General features: G+C 35.8%; 14 protein-coding genes, 6 tRNA genes, 1 rRNA gene, 1 pseudogene, 1 riboswitch and 1 other annotated feature. Of the genes and pseudogenes, 16 read left to right on the plus strand and 6 right to left on the minus strand.

Going from position 1 to position 16,945, the window contains the following annotated elements; genetic code table 11:
• Nucleotides 1-8: 8 nt before the first annotated feature.
• From rrf to AAA926_RS00015, 3 genes are all read left to right on the plus strand, one after another.
• Nucleotides 9-125: ribosomal RNA gene (gene rrf / locus AAA926_RS00005) — 5S ribosomal RNA — on the plus strand.
• A 10-nt stretch (nucleotides 126-135) separates the two neighbouring features.
• A tRNA-Asn gene (locus AAA926_RS00010) sits at nucleotides 136-208 on the plus strand.
• An 8-nt stretch (nucleotides 209-216) separates the two neighbouring features.
• Nucleotides 217-306, plus strand: a tRNA-Ser gene (locus tag AAA926_RS00015).
• A gap of 86 nt (nucleotides 307-392) precedes the next feature.
• Here the strand turns inward: AAA926_RS00015 and AAA926_RS00020 are convergent.
• Nucleotides 393-524, minus strand: a pseudogene (locus AAA926_RS00020) (site-specific integrase); the annotation flags it as partial.
• Nucleotides 525-530: 6 nt separating this feature from the next.
• Entirely contained in the window at nucleotides 531-926 is a 396-nt protein-coding gene (locus tag AAA926_RS00025) for a helix-turn-helix domain-containing protein (RefSeq protein WP_338211638.1), read from the minus strand.
• 171 nt (nucleotides 927-1,097) lie between these two features.
• On the opposite strand from AAA926_RS00025, the gene AAA926_RS00030 reads away from it, so the two are divergent.
• From AAA926_RS00030 to AAA926_RS00070, 9 genes are all read left to right on the plus strand, one after another.
• Nucleotides 1,098-1,361: a hypothetical protein gene (locus AAA926_RS00030; protein WP_232347674.1), complete on the plus strand. Its 264-nt coding sequence runs from the start codon at nucleotides 1,098-1,100 to the stop codon at nucleotides 1,359-1,361.
• Nucleotides 1,362-2,020: 659 nt separating this feature from the next.
• Nucleotides 2,021-2,233: a hypothetical protein gene (locus AAA926_RS00035; RefSeq protein ID WP_198178754.1), complete on the plus strand. Its 213-nt coding sequence runs from the start codon at nucleotides 2,021-2,023 to the stop codon at nucleotides 2,231-2,233.
• 302 nt (nucleotides 2,234-2,535) lie between these two features.
• Nucleotides 2,536-2,608: transfer RNA gene (locus AAA926_RS00040), tRNA-Val, on the plus strand.
• A 119-nt stretch (nucleotides 2,609-2,727) separates the two neighbouring features.
• Nucleotides 2,728-2,799, plus strand: a tRNA-Glu gene (locus tag AAA926_RS00045).
• A gap of 4 nt (nucleotides 2,800-2,803) precedes the next feature.
• Nucleotides 2,804-2,876, plus strand: a tRNA-Val gene (locus AAA926_RS00050).
• 80 nt (nucleotides 2,877-2,956) lie between these two features.
• Nucleotides 2,957-3,037, plus strand: a riboswitch (SMK box riboswitch).
• Nucleotides 3,035-4,234 carry a methionine adenosyltransferase gene (metK, locus tag AAA926_RS00055; RefSeq protein ID WP_198178756.1) on the plus strand — a complete coding sequence of 400 codons (1,200 nt, stop codon included), beginning with the start codon at nucleotides 3,035-3,037 and terminating at the stop codon, nucleotides 4,232-4,234. Its footprint overlaps the riboswitch before it by 3 nt.
• Before the next feature lie 29 nt (nucleotides 4,235-4,263).
• Entirely contained in the window at nucleotides 4,264-5,718 is a 1,455-nt protein-coding gene (locus tag AAA926_RS00060; RefSeq protein WP_198178758.1) for an MFS transporter, read from the plus strand.
• Between the two features lie 137 nt (nucleotides 5,719-5,855).
• On the plus strand, nucleotides 5,856-6,602 hold the full coding sequence (locus tag AAA926_RS00065; protein ID WP_338211640.1) for a tyrosine-protein phosphatase: 747 nt from the start codon (nucleotides 5,856-5,858) through the stop codon (nucleotides 6,600-6,602).
• 248 nt (nucleotides 6,603-6,850) lie between these two features.
• Nucleotides 6,851-7,339 (plus strand): cupin domain-containing protein, encoded by a 489-nt coding sequence (locus AAA926_RS00070; protein WP_198178763.1) that lies wholly within the window; start codon nucleotides 6,851-6,853, stop codon nucleotides 7,337-7,339.
• Between the two features lie 69 nt (nucleotides 7,340-7,408).
• On the opposite strand, the gene AAA926_RS00075 is transcribed toward AAA926_RS00070, so the two are convergent.
• Nucleotides 7,409-8,101: a phosphatase PAP2 family protein gene (locus AAA926_RS00075; protein ID WP_198178765.1), complete on the minus strand. Its 693-nt coding sequence runs from the start codon at nucleotides 8,099-8,101 to the stop codon at nucleotides 7,409-7,411.
• A gap of 26 nt (nucleotides 8,102-8,127) precedes the next feature.
• Nucleotides 8,128-8,319, plus strand: a binding site (T-box leader).
• Between the two features lie 37 nt (nucleotides 8,320-8,356).
• Here AAA926_RS00075 and leuS point away from each other — a divergent pair.
• Both leuS and AAA926_RS00085 read left to right on the plus strand, forming a co-directional pair.
• The gene (leuS, locus tag AAA926_RS00080) at nucleotides 8,357-10,771 is read left to right on the plus strand and encodes a leucine--tRNA ligase (RefSeq protein ID WP_198178767.1); all 2,415 of its coding nucleotides are present in this window, start codon (nucleotides 8,357-8,359) and stop codon (nucleotides 10,769-10,771) included.
• Between the two features lie 95 nt (nucleotides 10,772-10,866).
• Nucleotides 10,867-12,510 carry a putative polysaccharide biosynthesis protein gene (locus AAA926_RS00085; protein WP_198178769.1) on the plus strand — a complete coding sequence of 548 codons (1,644 nt, stop codon included), beginning with the start codon at nucleotides 10,867-10,869 and terminating at the stop codon, nucleotides 12,508-12,510.
• A gap of 212 nt (nucleotides 12,511-12,722) precedes the next feature.
• Here AAA926_RS00085 and AAA926_RS00090 read toward each other — a convergent pair whose 3' ends face one another.
• The 3 genes from AAA926_RS00090 to AAA926_RS00100 all read right to left on the minus strand — a co-directional run bounded on the left by AAA926_RS00090 (nucleotide 12,723) and on the right by AAA926_RS00100 (nucleotide 14,689).
• Complete coding sequence (locus AAA926_RS00090; protein ID WP_338211641.1) at nucleotides 12,723-13,826, minus strand: pyridoxal phosphate-dependent aminotransferase; 1,104 nt, start codon at nucleotides 13,824-13,826, stop codon at nucleotides 12,723-12,725.
• 160 nt (nucleotides 13,827-13,986) lie between these two features.
• Nucleotides 13,987-14,211 carry a PspC domain-containing protein gene (locus tag AAA926_RS00095; protein ID WP_198178774.1) on the minus strand — a complete coding sequence of 75 codons (225 nt, stop codon included), beginning with the start codon at nucleotides 14,209-14,211 and terminating at the stop codon, nucleotides 13,987-13,989.
• A 394-nt stretch (nucleotides 14,212-14,605) separates the two neighbouring features.
• Nucleotides 14,606-14,689 (minus strand) — tRNA-Leu (locus tag AAA926_RS00100).
• Between the two features lie 101 nt (nucleotides 14,690-14,790).
• Between AAA926_RS00100 and AAA926_RS00105 the strand changes: the two genes are divergently transcribed.
• Together AAA926_RS00105 and AAA926_RS00110 are read left to right on the plus strand one after the other, a co-directional pair.
• Entirely contained in the window at nucleotides 14,791-16,071 is a 1,281-nt protein-coding gene (locus tag AAA926_RS00105) for a serine hydrolase (RefSeq protein ID WP_198178776.1), read from the plus strand.
• A 1-nt stretch (nucleotide 16,072) separates the two neighbouring features.
• The gene (locus tag AAA926_RS00110; protein ID WP_198178778.1) at nucleotides 16,073-16,915 is read left to right on the plus strand and encodes an NAD(P)H-hydrate dehydratase; all 843 of its coding nucleotides are present in this window, start codon (nucleotides 16,073-16,075) and stop codon (nucleotides 16,913-16,915) included.
• Nucleotides 16,916-16,945: the final 30 nt, after the last annotated feature.

A 16,945-nucleotide genomic window follows, 5' to 3' on the forward strand; every position in this document is an offset into this window, starting at 1 on the left:
AGAAAAAGTACGGTGGCAAGAGCAAGAAGGAAACACCTGTAACCATGCCGAACACAGCAGTTAAGCTTCTTCACGCCGAGAGTAGTTGGTGGGAGACTGCCTGCGAGGGTAGGACGCTGCCGTGCTTTTTAGTATTCCGGCTTAGCTCAGTTGGTAGAGCGCTTGACTGTTAATCAAGATGTCGTCAGTTCGAGTCTGACAGCCGGAGTTTAAACTGGAGTGTTGTCCGAGTGGCTTAAGGAGCATGATTGGAAATCATGTATATGGGTTAATCCTGTATCGAGAGTTCAAATCTCTCACACTCCGCTAATAGTAATAAGAAGCTTGTAATATCAATTGTTACAAGCTTTTATTATGCTTTCGCACGGCATAAAAGTATAAAAAATAAAAAGCTAAATATTTAATTCCCTAATTGAATTAGTGACATCAATTTTATTTTGATCATTTAGATGAGTATAAATGTCTAAAGTCATCTTAATATCTTCATGTCCCATTAGCATTTGAACTGTTTTTGGTTTTATGTCCTAAAACTAAGTCGAACTCCCAGTGGCCGAATTTGCGCCGCTGGCTAAGGCTCGACCTGCACAGGCATCAAGCGAGCAGCCTTGCTTGAAGAAGTGCGTTTCAACGTACTTAATGAAGCGGGTTTTAGCTAGAAAAGCTTGTTTACGGTCGCAGTTTAAGCGCCTTATCTGGTAGCGTCTTTGCGCTGCCTGGGCATCGTAGCGGTACCGTTTGCCGTGATACAAAGAAATTTGGCCGCGTTCAAGCTCGTACTTGACCCTGGTGGGCGAACAGTTGAGGGCACGGGCAATTTGACGCAGGGACTGGCCTTGGCTGCGTAAAACTTGGATAATTACGCGGTCTTGCAAAGCAAGATGTTGGCCCTTTTGGTGACTAGATATGGAAGAATTAAGCGAGTTCATTGGAGACTTCTTTCTAGAATTAGGTTGGTAATTACATTCTATCAGAGAAGTCCAATGGACTTTTTTCATTTTCTAATCAGCGCAAGTGTTCAACTTCATTTTACAATTTACCTTCAAGAAAAATAATAACTATGATTATGCAACACGAAGTAGGAAGGAAGCGGAGTAAAATTGAAGGCTAGTGAGAAAGAAGCAATTAATGTTTTAAAGAGAGCATTTAAATCTAAAGATCTTTATATATATACATTTACCATTCAAGATTATTTTGCAGATGAAACAGATCAACTAGCAATAGATAATCCTAGTATGGAAGACGATTTAAATGACGTAATTCCTGAATTTACAGAAGCATACGATGAGACGAAAAAAGATATCTGGCTCAACGATTTGAAAAAGATTATTAAAAAAGCAGAATTATTGATAAAAAATGAGTAGCAAATTTAATATTGCTATTAAAAGAATACAGATTTCAATTCTTCTGTGAATATTGAGTAAAATTGGTATTTTATTACAAGAAAATAATAGGAATATTTTTTCATTTAAAAACCTGGTAGCAGCTTTTCGATTAGATAAATTAGAGAGCATTGAGATTGCAAAACTTAAAACCAATTTTTTATAAAAAGGCTTGTTGATTTTTATTATTGCTTAATTTCATGTCCTTTAATTCCTACTTTTTCAAAAGGTAAAAAAGTATCACATATTAACAGATTTAGCTTTTGCCTAAACACTATATACTTGTTCCGTCCAAATAAACGGCATACATTTTGTGACATAGGCTGGAAATTTTATTTTATAAAAAGAAAAAAATTTTCTATCTATAAAATAAGCTAACAAGAAAGAATATAGATGCAGATTAAAATATTGTATTTTTTGCATAAACTGTATAAAAAATTCTATCGCAAATTTAACTAAATATTTCATGGAAAGTCTCTTTTGGGAGGAGCTATTTCATATTGAGTCTATTCAGAAATAACGTTATTCTGTGAATTTTTAAAAACGAAAATTGCAATTTTAAGTTGCACTTTCTTGCTTGTTTGACAGATTTCAAAAGAAAATAGAACTAAAATTATATAAAATCAATATGGAGGTTAATCATGGATCCGCACAAAATGACTTTACCAGAAATAATTGCCAATTTTCGTGCAAGAAATGTTACATTTACACTTAAAGATGGGAGTAAGAAAACTATTTTTGTTGAAGAAATCGAGAATGAAGATGATGACCAGCCGGAACTGATCTTTATGGCTGCAGGTGATAATCCTCAAGATATATGGATTTCAGATGTAGTAAGTGCAGAGCCGGAGTAGACTAAACATATAGTAACTGATTTGGATGAAATTAAATAATTTAAGTAAACCGTATTTGGTTTTATAGTGAGCTAAAGGAATTAAATCTTTTTAGGATAAAGTGAAGCCTTGCTTTAATAATAAAAATTAAATTACAGATAGTTGTTATTAAGTTCAAACTAATAAACCATTTTTAAATAACATATTTATAGGTATTAAAATTTTAATTATTGAACTAATCAAGCAAAAATTTCAAAAAAATGTAGACATAAATAGAAACTTATGCTAAATTATTAAGAGTGGTCGAGAGATGACAACAAAATGGAGGATTAGCTCAGCTGGGAGAGCATCTGCCTTACAAGCAGGAGGTCACAGGTTCGAGCCCTGTATCCTCCATAATGATGGTGGTGTGAAGGGAAGTTCGCGCCGCCATTATTTATTGATTTAATAAATTGAATCCTTGCATTTTCTTTCAGAATAGGTATACTATTGAATGTGCTTTGATTCAGAATAATGACCCGTTGGTCAAGTGGTTAAGACATCGCCCTTTCACGGCGGTAACATGGGTTCAAATCCCGTACGGGTCACTTTGGAGGATTAGCTCAGCTGGGAGAGCATCTGCCTTACAAGCAGGAGGTCACAGGTTCGAGCCCTGTATCCTCCATCGTTCTATGGCTACCGAACATGCGGTAGCTTTTTTTATTATCAATGTATATATAAGAACATAGAACGAAAATTTTAAAAAATCGGTTCAAGTCCTGAGAGGATCCTTAAGTGGAGATGCCTTGTAACCGAATAGCTATTGTCTATAGGGGGACTAATATGGAAAAACGTTTGTTTACTTCAGAATCTGTTTCTGAAGGTCATCCAGACAAGATTGCTGATCAGATTTCTGATGCAATTTTGGATGCTATTATTGCCAAAGACCCTCAAGCTCATGTAGCTTGTGAGACCATCGTCAATACTGGTATTGTCTATGTCTTTGGTGAAATATCAACTAGTGCTTATGTTGATATTCAAGGAATTGTTCGCAAGACAGTTTTGAGAATTGGCTATGATAAACCAGAACTTGGCTTTGATGGCAATAATTGCGCTGTCTTAATTGATATTGATGAACAATCACCTGATATTGCTCAAGGCGTTGATCATTCTCTTGAAACGCGTGAAAATCAATCTGACGAAGATCAGCTTGATCAAATCGGGGCGGGAGATCAAGGCTTAATGTTTGGTTTTGCAATCAATGAAACGCCTGAATTAATGCCTCTGCCTATTTCGCTTGCTCATCGCTTGATGAGACAGGTTGCTAAGCTACGCAAAGATGGTACTTTAACTTGGCTTAGACCCGATGCTAAGGCAGAAGTGACTGTTGAATATGATGAAAAACAAAAACCAACACGTGTAGATACCGTTGTTATTTCAACACAGACCGATGATCAGGTTTCAAACGAAGAGATTCGCCAAGCTATGATAGATTTGGCAATTAAAAAGGTAATACCTGCTAAATACCTTGATGAAAAGACCAAGTTTCTGATTAACCCATCAGGTCGCTTTGTTATTGGTGGACCTAAGGGTGATTCAGGACTGACTGGACGTAAAATTATTGTTGATACTTACGGTGGCTATGCTCGCCACGGTGGTGGTGCATTTTCTGGAAAGGATCCGACAAAGGTTGACCGCAGTGCCAGTTATGCTGCCAGATATGTGGCTAAAAATATTGTTGCTGCAGGCTTGGCTGATCGCTGTGAAGTTCAATTAGCTTATGCAATTGGTGTTGCTCATCCAGTTTCAGTTATGGTTGATACTGCCGGAACAGGTAAAGCAAGTGACGAACTCTTAACAAAAGCAGTACGTAAAGTCTTTGACTTGCGCCCCGCGGGAATAATTAAAATGCTTAATTTAAGGCGGCCAATTTATGAGCAAACAGCAGCTTACGGACACTTTGGCAGAACAGATATTGATTTACCATGGGAGAAAACTGATAAAGTTCAAGATCTTTTAAATTTTGTTCATGAAAATAAATAATTTTAGCAGCTAATGAAGGAGTTGTAATTGTGAAGAAGACAAATGTACGAGTAGTGATGATTGCGATTTTTATGACGACATTTATGACTGCCATCGAAGGTACAATCGTTTCTACTGCAATGCCGACAATTGTTTCTGATCTGAACGGATTGGAAATTATGAATTGGGTTGTTTCCATTTTTTTGTTTATGACTGCTGTATCAACTCCTTTATATGGCAAATTAGCTGACAGCTTTGGGCGTAAACCAATTTTTCTATTTGGAATAGCTCTTTTTGTGATTGGATCTGCTCTTTGCGGTCAGGCTCAGAATATGGTTGAATTAATTTTATTCCGTGTTATTCAGGGTCTGGGTTCTGGAGCCGTTCAACCGGTGGCTATGACCATAATTGCAGATTTATACAGTCTGGAAAAAAGAACAAAAATGCTGGGTCTAAATTCTGGTTTTTGGGGCGTAGCTTCAGTCATTGCTCCATTACTCGGTGGCTTTATCGTACAAAATCTTTCTTGGCATTGGGTTTTCTACATTAATGTGCCAATTGGTATCATTGCACTTTTATTAGTTGTCTTTTTCTTAAATGAACCAAAGAATAAGCAAAAGACAAAGCTTGATGTTAAAGGAACATTTTGGTTAGTTGTTTTGCTTTTAACCTTAATGTTTACACTACAAGATTTAGGTACTCTTAATCCTTTTATGCTTATTGCTTTAATTGTACTAATCATAGTCAGCGCAATTATCTTTTATCATGAAGAAAAGCGCGCGGATGATCCGATTATGCCACTGTCAATGCTCAAGGGCAAAGAGTTCTTGGCTGTTAATATGATTACCCTGCTTGTTGCCGGAGTAGTTATTGGCTTTGAATTTTATATTCCAACCTGGATGCAGGGGATTAATGGTACTTCTGCTACTATTGCAGGTTTTGCCGTAACTCCAAGCTCTGTTATGTGGGTTGTGGGTTCATTTTTGATCGGTGGCATGTTGAGTCGCTGGGGTGTAAGAAAAACCTTCTTTGGATTGCTTACAATCCTGCTGATTGCTGACTGCATGTTATTGCTTGTTCCTATTCATACTCCGTTTTGGGTCTTTTGTGTCATAGCAACTCTTAATGGCTTTTCCTTTGGTGGAGTTCTAACCGCTTCGCAAGTCAGGTCACAGGTTTTAGTTTCTAAAGAAAATATTGGTGTTGCCACTTCCTTTAACACTCTAATGAGGTATTTAGGTCAAACTATGATGGTTTCCATTTTTGGTATTACTTTTAATACTGTCGTGGCACATCAACTTGCAAAACATCCGAATTTGACACAAGGCATGATGAACAAAATAGTTTCATCAGCTAAAGCCCAAGAACTATCTGCGAACTTAATTCCACAATTGAGACAAGTACTTTTTAGTGCTTTAAAAGGCGTTTACTTCGTTTCGCTTGTTGCTATAATAATATCTGTTATTTTTAACTGTATTTATAAAAGCAAAGAGAATACTAATTAATATTTAAATTTATAACAGACCTGCCGGTTTATTTGCCAGCAGGTTTTTTATTTTAAAAATTTTTCATTAGTAGAAATATTTTGCCTTAAAAATTATAATAAGCAATATTAAACTTAATAAATAACTGGAGTAGAAAAATGGCAAGGGAAATTACTAATTGGCGTTCCTTAGGTGGTTACACTGGATTTGCAGAAAGAAAAGTAAAAGACGGTTTACTTTTTCGCTGTGGGCAATTGTATAACTTGACTCCTTATCAAAAAGAACAAGTACAAGATAAATATCAAATTAAGAGAGTTTTTGATTTTAGGGGCGAGGAAGAAAGAAAACAATTTCCGGATTATTTATGGTCCGGATTAGATTACGTTGTAATTGATGTTTTAAAAGATGCTCAGGTTAATCAAGCCAGTGTTGATGAAATTGTTTCTGGTAATAATCAGGCTGAAGAAGATATGCTTACCACCTATGAAGAATTAGCATTACAGAAATCTGCTCAAAATGGCTACCATCAATTTTTAATGACTATCGTAGATGATCCGGTTCCGACAGCATTTCATTGTTTTGCAGGCAAAGATCGCACAGGAGTGGCAGCAGCTTTAATTTTGAAAAGCCTGGGAGTAAGTAATGATCAAATCTTAACGGATTATCTAAAAACTATTGAAGCGCGCAAGCAGGAAAATCAGGAAATTTTGGACTACCTAAGAGACCAATTAACAAGTTCACAATTAAAAGATGTTGCTGTAGCTTTAACGGTTCAAAAGTCATATTTAGAACGGTATTTTTCTGCCATTAGGCAAAATTATGGGGATTTTGATAATTACCTGATTAATGGACTGAATTTACCGAGTGATTTTAAGAGCAAAATGAGGCAAATTTATTTAGTCTAAAATTTAAATAAACAAAAAGATGATATGTTCCTTGAATTTTGGCACCATACCACTTTTTAAGTTTTAGACTTCCTTCACTACTAATTTTGAATAATAGTTTCATACCAATATAAAGAATGTACAATATTAGTTTCAATAGAGATTGTTTACGTATAAAAAATTTTAGCTGACAAGCTGACAATAAAGACAAAGTGAGCTAAATTTATAATAAAGGAATTTAATTATTCGACATTTATTAAGGAGAAAAAATGCAAAGAGACGACTATATCAAAAATTTAAATCTTGAACCTCATCAAGAAGGTGGCTGGTTCAGGCAAGTTTATACTAGTGATGAACAGTTTTATGATGAAGACAGCAATGGGAATCGATTTTATTACACTTCAATATACTTTTTGCTTGATGATACGAGTTGTTCTCATTTTCACCGACTGAACCATGATGAAATGTGGTATTACCACGATGGAGAAGCGATTACTATTCATTGTATTTCTCCAGATGGTAAATATTCAGCTGTTAAGTTAGGCAAAAATGTTTCAGCTGGAGAATGTATGCAGTTTAAAGTTCCCAAACACACCATTTTTGCATCTGAAGTTACTAAACCAAACAGTTTTTGTTTAGTAAGTTGTGTTGTTTCACCAGGATTTGATTATCATGACTTTGAGATGCTTAAAAAAGCAGACTTATTAAAACAGTACCCCGGATATCAAGAGGTCATTGATCGCTTAGCAATTGACTGAGCTAAATTCTAAATTGAGGTAGCAAAAAAGAGTTCGAATTATCACTAATTGATAAGAACTCTTTTTTACTTAATAAATAGTACTTTGTGCTCTTTGATTTTCTAAATAATAATGGTAAAGGAAGGAATAGCCAATTAAAAGAAATGCAATTCCTTCTAAAAACCCGCCAACTACGTCAGAGGGGTAGTGAACATGGTTGAAAATCCTTGTATAACCAATTAATATTGGAAAGCAGGCCCAAATGATGCACAATACAGTTTTTATGGCTTTATTTTTAATTAATAAAATTGTTAAAACAATTAAAATTCCAAATAATGTGGCACTGCCAACGGAATGTCCTGATGGAAAACTGTAGCCGTGAGCGGCCACAAGGTGTTGGGTAAGCGGTCTGTGACGAGCTATTGCGTGTTTGATGATCCAGTTGTAACCATTAGCCGCAATCATTGTTCCAGCAGTAAAAAATGCATAAGCAAATTTTTTGCAAAATGCCAAAACAATTACCAAGATGATCGTTTCAATCATAATCACGTTAGTATTACCTAAATTGGTAAATGTAGTTGCAAATTTGATTGCGGCAGGATTGTTGTTGCAAATAATATTTATGACAGTTTGATCAAATTTTTGGATAAACTGATTTTCGGAAGCAACCAAAATTGCCCACGCTGCATAAGTAATCAAGAAGATTGTAGCAGGTACTATGGTGTCTCTTTTTGTTTGAATTGTTTTGTTCAAAAACTTTCTCCCCTTGTTTTTTTTATTCATTGTGGTAAATTATAATCATTATTGGTCAAAAAATAAAGATCAGGAACTAGTAGCAATTTTGTTTTTCTATAGAGAAGAGTCGGAAGGTGCAAGACTTGAAAAATAGATTGTGAACTGAGCCTGGAACAAATCTAACGTTTGCTATCCGCGTTAAGGGGCAAGAGGTGTCGCATCTTTGGTGCGGAACTTAGGTGGTACCGCGATTATTCGTCCTATGAAAAAAATTTCATAGGACTTTTTTTATGAGGTAAAAATATGTACAATCACAAAGTTGTTGAAAAGAAATGGCAGGATTACTGGGAAAAAAATCAAACATTTAAAACCGGTAATGACCCGAAAAAGAAAAATTATTATGTTTTAGATATGTTTCCTTTTCCATCTGGTAAAGGACTGCATGTGGGACACCCAGAAGGATACACAGCAACCGATATTGTTGCACGAATGAAACGTAGTCAAGGCTATAATGTGCTTCATCCAATGGGCTGGGATGCTTTTGGTCTGCCAACCGAGCAATATGCTCTTCAAACTGGACAAGACCCCGCTGTTGTTACTACTGAAAATATTGCTAATTTTAAACGGCAGCTCAATACTTTGGGTTTCTCCTATGATTGGAACAGGGAACTTGCCACTTGTGATCCAAAATATTACAAATGGACGCAATGGACTTTTGAGCAAATGTATAAAAATGGTTTGGCCTATGAGGCGGAAGCACCGGTTAACTGGTCACCTGATTTAGGTACAGTTGTTGCCAATGAAGATATTGTTGACGGTAAGACTGAACGTGGCGGCTACCCAATATATCGCCGTAACATGAAACAATGGATGTTGAGAATTACCAAATATGCTGATCGTCTTCTTGCAGGCTTGGACAATCTTGATTGGCCAGAAAACATTAAGGAAATGCAGCGGAACTGGATTGGTCGTTCAGTAGGTGCACAAATTACTTTTAAGGTTAAGAATTCCAATGAGACTTTTGACGTCTTTAGTACACGGCCAGACACTTTATTTGGTGCTACCTATGCTGTTTTAGCGCCTGAAAATAAATTAGTTCAGAAAATAATGACTGACGGTCATAAAGATGAAGTTAACGCCTATATTAAGCAAATTGAATCTAAGTCCGACCTTGAAAGGACAGATTTAAATAAAACTAAAACTGGAGTCTTTACAGGTGCCTATGCCATTAACCCTGTAAACAACCAAGAAATTCCTATTTGGATTGCCGATTACGTTCTTGGCAGTTATGGTACTGGTGCCGTAATGGCTGTTCCAGCTCATGACACTCGTGATTATGAGTTCGCTCAGAAATTCAATTTACCAATTAAGGCTGTAATAAAGGGTGGAGACATCTCAAAAGAGGCATATACAGGTGATGGTCCACATATTGAATCAGAGTTTTTAAATGGACTCAATATTGCAGATGCTAAAGAGAAAATTGTTGCCTGGCTCACTGAGCATCATGCTGGAGAGAAAAAAGTTAATTACAAGTTACGTGATTGGGAATTTAGTCGGCAGCGCTATTGGGGGGAGCCAATTCCAGTAATTCACTGGGAAGATGGAGAAACTACTTTAGTTCCTGAAGATGAATTGCCACTGGTTTTACCACACGCAACTGATATTAAGCCGTCAGGCACACCTGAAAGTCCTTTAGTAAACTTGAAAGACTGGGTTAATGTAGTTGATAAAAACGGCCGTAAGGGTAAACGTGAAACTAATACTATGCCTAACTGGGCAGGTTCTTCATGGTACTTCCTGCGCTTTGTTGACCCGCACAATGATAATAAATTAGCCGATTATGAAATGCTAAAGAAATGGATGCCAGTTGATCTTTATATTGGTGGCGCAGAACATGCTGTGCGGCATCTGCTTTATGCTAGATTTTGGAATATGGTTCTGTATGACTTAGGCGTTGTTCCAAATGAAGAGCCGTTCCAAAGATTATTCAATCAGGGATTAATCCTGAAAGATCATGATAAAATGTCCAAGTCGAAGGGTAATGTGGTTAACCCAGATGACGTGATCGATGAATATGGTGCAGACAGTCTAAGAATGTACGAAATGTTCATGGGACCTCTTGATGCTTCTATTGACTGGGATGATAATGGCCCTGCTTCAACCAAGAAGTTTTTAGACAGAGTTTGGCGCTTATTTGTTAACGATCTGGATCTCAAAGCTATTCCTCAAGAAAACATCGTAGAGGAGAACGACGGTACTTTAGATAAAATTTATAATGAAACTGTTAAAAAAGTAACTGAAGATTTTGATGATTTACACTTTAATACCGCAATTTCTCAATTAATGGTCTTTGTTAATGCCGCACAAAAAGCTAAAACTATTCCAAGAAAATATGCAGAAGGTTTCATTACCCTCTTGGCTCCAATTGCTCCTCATATGATGGAAGAAATTTGGCAAATATTTGGTCATGATGAATCTGTGACGTTTGCAAAATGGCCAGCCTATGACCCAGCTAAATTAGTTGAGTCGACTGTTGAAATTATGGTACAAGTTAATGGCAAATTGCGTGGGAATTTCACAGCTGCTGTTGATTTGGATAAAGATGAAGTTCAAAAGCAGGCACTGGCTCTGCCACACGTACAGAAGTTTTTGCAAGGCAAAGATGTAAAAAAGGTCATTGTTGTACCGAATAAAATTGTCAATATTGTAGCTAAATAAAGTTAATTTTTCCTAAAGTGCAAAGTATATTTGTTGTTAATTGCCTTTTTTCATTCACAATAATATAGTTAGTAAACTAGATTTAGGGAATATTAATGAGAGAAAATAATTTATCTGAAAAAAATACACAAAATACCTTCATTAAGGGCAGTGCATGGATGACTTTTGGCTCTATTACGTCACGTATTTTAGGAGCACTCTATATTATTCCATGGTTTTATTGGATGTCACCTTACGGCAATATTGCCAATGCATTAACTGCTAGAAGTTATAATATCTATAGTATTTTTATTTTAATATCTACAGCAGGTATTCCTGGTGCCGTTGCGAAACAGGTGGCAAAATATAATGCGCTTAATGAGTATGGTGTAGGACGTAAACTTTTTCATCGTGGTCTGATTTTGATGGTAATTTTGGGCATAATTTCTGCGACAATTATGTACTTTGCTTCGCCTTTTTTGGCTTCTAACGGCTCACAGATTGATCCCAGGCAGGTAAAAGTGATGCGTAGTCTGTCCTATGCTATCTTGATTATTCCTGTGTTAAGCATCATGAGAGGATATTTTCAGGGCTATGAGGATATGATGCCATCGGCCATGTCTCAGTTTGTGGAACAGTTGGCGCGAGTTATCTGGATGTTGTTAACTGCTTATGTAATTATGCAGGTGCAACACGGTAACTTTGTTGATGCTGTTGTGCAGTCAAATTTAGCTGCAGCCATCGGAGCAGTTTTTGGTATAGGTATTCTAGCCTGGTTCTTATTTTCAAGGCGTAACAAGCTTAATGAATTAGTTGAAAATTCTAATAATGAAATACAAGTTTCAACATCTGCACTTTTTGCAGAAATTATTGCTCAAGCAGTTCCGTTTATTATTATTGATGCTGGTATCCAGCTTTTTTATCTGGTGGATCAATATACCTTTCATCCTATGATTGCTAATTTAATTAATGCCTCTAATAATACAATTGAGACTTGGTATGCACTTTTTGCTCTTAATGCTAACAAACTGATTATGATTATTGTTTCTCTTGCCAGCGCGATGGCAGTGACAGCAATTCCTTTATTATCAGCAGCCCACACGAAGCACGACTTTAAAGGTATTTCTGATCAAATAGGCAATACTTTAGATCTATTTCTATTTGTCATGATTCCTGCCTCCTTTGGTATGGCAGCAATTTCTACACCAGTTTATACCATTTTTTATGGTTACGATAAATTAGGTTCAAATGTTTTATACCTTTCATCATTTACAGCAATTAGTTTAGGTTTATTCACTGTATTGATGGCGATTTTACAAGGCCTATCAGAAAATGGTCTTGCAATTAAATATTTAGTATTAGGACTAATTATTAAAATTTTGATGCAATATCCAATGATCTATTTGTTTAAGGTTTTTGGGCCCCTGATTGCTACTAATTTAGGGATGTTCGTTATTATCTTTATGGCCTTAAAACACCTTAAAGTTGGCTATAATTTCAACCAAGATCGAACAAGAAGACGTTTTATCGGAATTACTGCGTTTTCTGTAACCATGTTTTTAATTGTTTTGGCAGTAGAAAAAGGACTTGAATTGTTCTTGAATCCTGCAAGTAGTTTGCAGTCGCTAGTAATCGTTATTGTTGCTGTTGTTATAGGCTGTTTGTTCTACGGTTTTGCAGCAATTAAATCTGACCTGGCACAAAAGATACTGGGCGATAAAATTATTCCTATCTTAGAAAAATTGCATATTCATGCATAAGCAAAAAGCTAATACTAAAACTTGGTACCGTAGTAAAAACGGTATCAAGTTTTTTCTTTGGGCAAAATACATTTAGAACAATTTTATTAATGAACTTAAAAGTTAAATAAAAAACTCTTCGCTAACGGAATTAAAACTCAGTAAGCAAAGAGTTTATTAATTTAAACCTAAATATAATATTTATTTTATTGGCTTGAATTTTAGGCATGCAATTATTTATAATTCAAAGTATAGTCTACACAGTCAATAATCTTCTGCATACCTTCAAATAAAGCATCTTTTTCGGTAGATAGGGAAATTCTAAAGTATCTGTCTGAGTATTCCAAATCACTACCTTTGGCGACAATTACATGAAAGTGGTCTTCTAATAGCTTATAGTATAAATCAACATCTTTGATTTCATCGGGAATTTTAATAAAGATATACAGGCCTCCCAGATACTTAGAGGAAGCAAAATACTTACTTGTAGAAAGCAAATTAGTTAGTTTTTTACCTCTTTTTCCAATCTCTTCAATATGACGGGTATATTGATCTGGTTCTTCTAAAATTATTTCACCAATGAATTGACTAATAGTTGGGGCACTAAAAGTGATTCCCTCATTATAATAACCGTCACGCTCAATAATATCGGCAGGTGCAATCACATAGCCTAGACGTATTCCTGGGATAGCAAAAGTCTTGGAAAAACTGCTGACTAATATTTGATGAGAAATGTCAGTTGAGACTGGTTGATATTTGTAGGTGCTCGGATAGTCGCTATAAACATGATCATCAACTAGAAAAATGTTGTTTTCCTCACATAGTTTATTCAAGAAGTTACGGTCTGATTCTGATAAACTTGCGCCTGTAGGGTTATTAGGATAGTTAATGATAATAGCCTTAGTGTTTTGGTTTACTGCGTTTTTGATTTGGTCTTTTGGTAGTGCAAAATCGGGAGCCTCTGATTTCACTATCACTGGCTTTGCTCCCACTCCTGCAATTAAATTTAAATACGAAGGGAAAAAGGGGGCAATGACTATAATTTCATCACTTTGAGATTTGATGATTGACTTTAAGGATAAAAATGCACCATGTAAGCATGACACTGTGATTTGGATGTTATCTACATCAATATCTTTTATACCGTAATTCTCTTTGTAATACGAAATAATTTCTTTTCTAAGTTTTGGCAGGCCCATACCCGGAGTGTATCCATTGCCTTCTTTTTCAACCCGTTTCACCAGTCTGTCAATTATTCTTTTGTTTATTCCAGAACGAAAATCCCCAATAGATAAGTCAATGTAATCCGATGGGAGTATATTAACGTCTAAGCTCATAATATATTAACCTTTCTTTAAGTAAATTATTGTATAAATCATATTATTTAATTCGAAAAAGGTCAAATTGCATAAAAAATTCAAGTTTAATTCAGGCACAAATATGTAACAAATTAAACTTGAATTTTGAACAACGCAAATAAATTTATATTTTTAAAATCTAGTACTTATGAAATTCACCGTCAGGAGTGTCATTACCGTGATCCTTTTCAGGCATAACAATTGCAGCAATAATATATAAAAGTATACCTGTAAAGAATGAAAACAATATTAAGGCTCCGCCGCCAATTCTGGTCCATGCTTTATCCCAGCCAAAATATTCTGCGACTCCGCCAAAGACACCGGAGACAATCTTATCCTCCGATTTTGTTAAACGTTTTTGCATGACAATACCTCCTTTTACTATAATTTTAATACAAAAAAATCATTTAAGTACAACTGAAAACATATTTTTAAAAATAATATGTAGTTAGATCTAAGATTTTTGTAAATCACTTGCATATTATTAAGGCATTTAACAAATTTCTAAAAAATACCATTGATACTATTTTAATATTAATATAAGCTGTTAATTTTTACTAATTCTTAATTAAATTAGCTGTTGCTGCCAAGAAATCACTGCCAGTGTCAATTAGTAAGTTTTGCATAATACACTAGTAATAAGGAAAAATAGAAAACAAAAATCGTAAAATAATTGAACAAGAGGAATTAAATAAATATTTAGGAAAAAGCAAAAGAGCTAGATCCTTAATGGACTAGCTCTTACTATCTTAATATGATGCCCCGAAAAAGATTCGAACTTTCACTTAGTTACCTAAACAGCGACCTGAACGCTGCGCGTCTGCCAATTCCGCCATCGGGGCTTATTATTTTTAGCACAGTAATAATCATACCAAAAATTTGGTAAAATGTAAGCATAAAACGTAAAATAATCCAAAAAATATCAGGGAAGGGAGAATCATACTTGAAAAAGAAAGCAAAAACCATCATTCTATTTTTTATCAGCTTTTTATTACTGGCACTTCCAGTTGATGTGAATGCTGCTTCAAAATTGCCTGATAATTTTGATCAAGATAAAGTAGCTATCGATGCTAAAGCAGCAATAGCAATTGATAGTGAGACTGGCCAATTATTGTATGGCAAAAATATTAATCAGCCATTGCCCATAGCTTCAATGACAAAGCTGGTAACCGCATATTTAACCCTGAAGGCAATTGATCAGGAAAAAATCAATTGGAACACTAAGGTTACGCCTACCCGGCAAATTTTTGCCGTTGCCAGTAACAGAGAGTATTCAAACGTTCCCTTGCGTATGAAGCACACGTATACGATTAGACAATTGTATCAAGCAACTTTAATTGAATCTGCTAACGGAGCCGCAATGATGTTAGCAGAAGCAATTAGTGGTTCTCAGGTTGCGTTCGTTAAGCAAATGAGACAGCAGTTGCAAAAATGGGGCATCAAAGATGCTCGTATTTATACGACTTGTGGTTTGCCTAATAAAAGCGTAGGTAAAGATGCTTATCCTGGGGCAGGTAGAAATGATGAGAACATGTTGTCTGCCAAGGATATGGCTATTGTAGGTCAGAAATTAATACAGGATTATCCTGATGTACTTAAGACGACCAAAATTGCTAAAATGGACTTTATTGATCAAAATATGGCAACACCAATGAGCAATTTTAACTGGATGCTAAAAGGGATGCCGCAATATCATAAAAATCTAAAAATCGATGGTTTGAAAACAGGAACTACTGACGCTGCAGGTGCTTGTTTTATTGCAACAGCTCCTCACCGTGGTGGAAGAATCATCACTGTAATCATGGGAGCAAAACATGTTACTAACACTGATCCTGCCCGTTTTATTCAAACAGCTAAACTGCTCAATTATGTTTATCAAAAATACGAGCCCTTAGTTTTTCAGCGTAATGAAGTAATTATTGGTCACACTAATATGGCAGTTCATAATGGACAAGCAAGGCAGATAAATATTGGCATCAAAAATAAAAGTTTAATTTGGATACCACGAAATAGTTCTAAATTTCAGGTGGGTTTAACAGCTGAAACTGTTGAAGCTCCTGTAGAAAAAGGGCAAAAAATTAACTCTTATTACTTTAAGACTGGTAAAAATAAAATTATTTCATTGCAAAGTCCTAATGGCCTATTGTTGACCGCCCAGGCTTTAGAATCAACTAATAGAGTAAACATTTTTGTAAGGTTTTGGCGCTGGCTATTTGGAGGCTAATATGGCGGTAATTACAGAAGATATTTTGAGAAAAGTAATTAAAAAAAGACCAAGTGACTCCCATAAGGGCAATTACGGCAGGGTCTTATTAATAGGTGGCAGTGAAAACTACGGTGGTGCAATTATCATGGCAGCCGAGGCTGCACTTAATAGTGGTGCTGGACTTATTTCAGTGGCTACCCATGCAGTGAACCTTGATGCACTGCATGCTCGTAATCCTGAGATCATGTTTATTGACTGGCGTGACCGGAATTTGGTAGATTTAATGAAAAAGATGGATGTTATTGTATGTGGACCAGGTTTAGGGACTGGCACTGTTGCTCAGCAATTGTTAGCAACAGTTAGTCAAAATGTTTCTCACAATCAAATCTTAATATTAGATGCAAGTGCTTTGGACATGATGGGTCAAGATAAAAATTTGATTCCCAAACATGCCAGTTTAGTTATTTTAACTCCGCATCAAATGGAGTGGCAGCGTTTGAGTCAGATTAGAATCCCATTTCAGACTGACAGTGCGAATTTAGATGCTTTAAAAAAGATTTTCCCTACACAAAATGCTATTTTGGTTTTAAAATCAAATCACACTCATATTTATACTAGTGCCGATCAGATTTTTGTGAATCCTCTAGGCAATCCTGGCATGGCCACGGGTGGCATGGGAGATACATTAGCAGGTATTATTGGCGGCTTTACAGCTCAATTTGGTGATAATTTAGATTCTGTTCTGGCTGCGGTTTTTATTCATTCTTTGGCAGGTGATAAAATTGCTGAAAATAATTATGTGGTGCGACCGACAAAAATTAGCGCTTTGCTACCACAGCTGATGAAAGAATTTGCCAGTTGATAATTTTTAGTCGAGTTTAAATCTTTTGGG

It is taken from the genome of Lactobacillus juensis (assembly GCF_036246285.1).
GTDB lineage: Bacteria > Bacillota > Bacilli > Lactobacillales > Lactobacillaceae > Lactobacillus > Lactobacillus juensis.

Excerpts from the sequence above, each read along its gene's own strand:
- AAA926_RS00075 (WP_198178765.1), bottom strand. The coding sequence starts at position 8,101 with ATGAATAAAAAAAACAAGGGGAGAAAGTTTTTGAACAAAACAATTCAA.
- leuS (WP_198178767.1), top strand. The coding sequence starts at position 8,357 with ATGTACAATCACAAAGTTGTTGAAAAGAAATGGCAGGATTACTGGGAA.
- AAA926_RS00065 (WP_338211640.1), top strand. The coding sequence starts at position 5,856 with ATGGCAAGGGAAATTACTAATTGGCGTTCCTTAGGTGGTTACACTGGA.
- AAA926_RS00085 (WP_198178769.1), top strand. The coding sequence starts at position 10,867 with ATGAGAGAAAATAATTTATCTGAAAAAAATACACAAAATACCTTCATT.
- AAA926_RS00070 (WP_198178763.1), top strand. The coding sequence starts at position 6,851 with ATGCAAAGAGACGACTATATCAAAAATTTAAATCTTGAACCTCATCAA.
- AAA926_RS00035 (WP_198178754.1), top strand. The coding sequence starts at position 2,021 with ATGGATCCGCACAAAATGACTTTACCAGAAATAATTGCCAATTTTCGT.
- metK (WP_198178756.1), top strand. The coding sequence starts at position 3,035 with ATGGAAAAACGTTTGTTTACTTCAGAATCTGTTTCTGAAGGTCATCCA.
- AAA926_RS00090 (WP_338211641.1), bottom strand. The coding sequence starts at position 13,826 with ATGAGCTTAGACGTTAATATACTCCCATCGGATTACATTGACTTATCT.
- AAA926_RS00110 (WP_198178778.1), top strand. The coding sequence starts at position 16,073 with ATGGCGGTAATTACAGAAGATATTTTGAGAAAAGTAATTAAAAAAAGA.
- AAA926_RS00095 (WP_198178774.1), bottom strand. The coding sequence starts at position 14,211 with ATGCAAAAACGTTTAACAAAATCGGAGGATAAGATTGTCTCCGGTGTC.
- AAA926_RS00025 (WP_338211638.1), bottom strand. The coding sequence starts at position 926 with ATGAACTCGCTTAATTCTTCCATATCTAGTCACCAAAAGGGCCAACAT.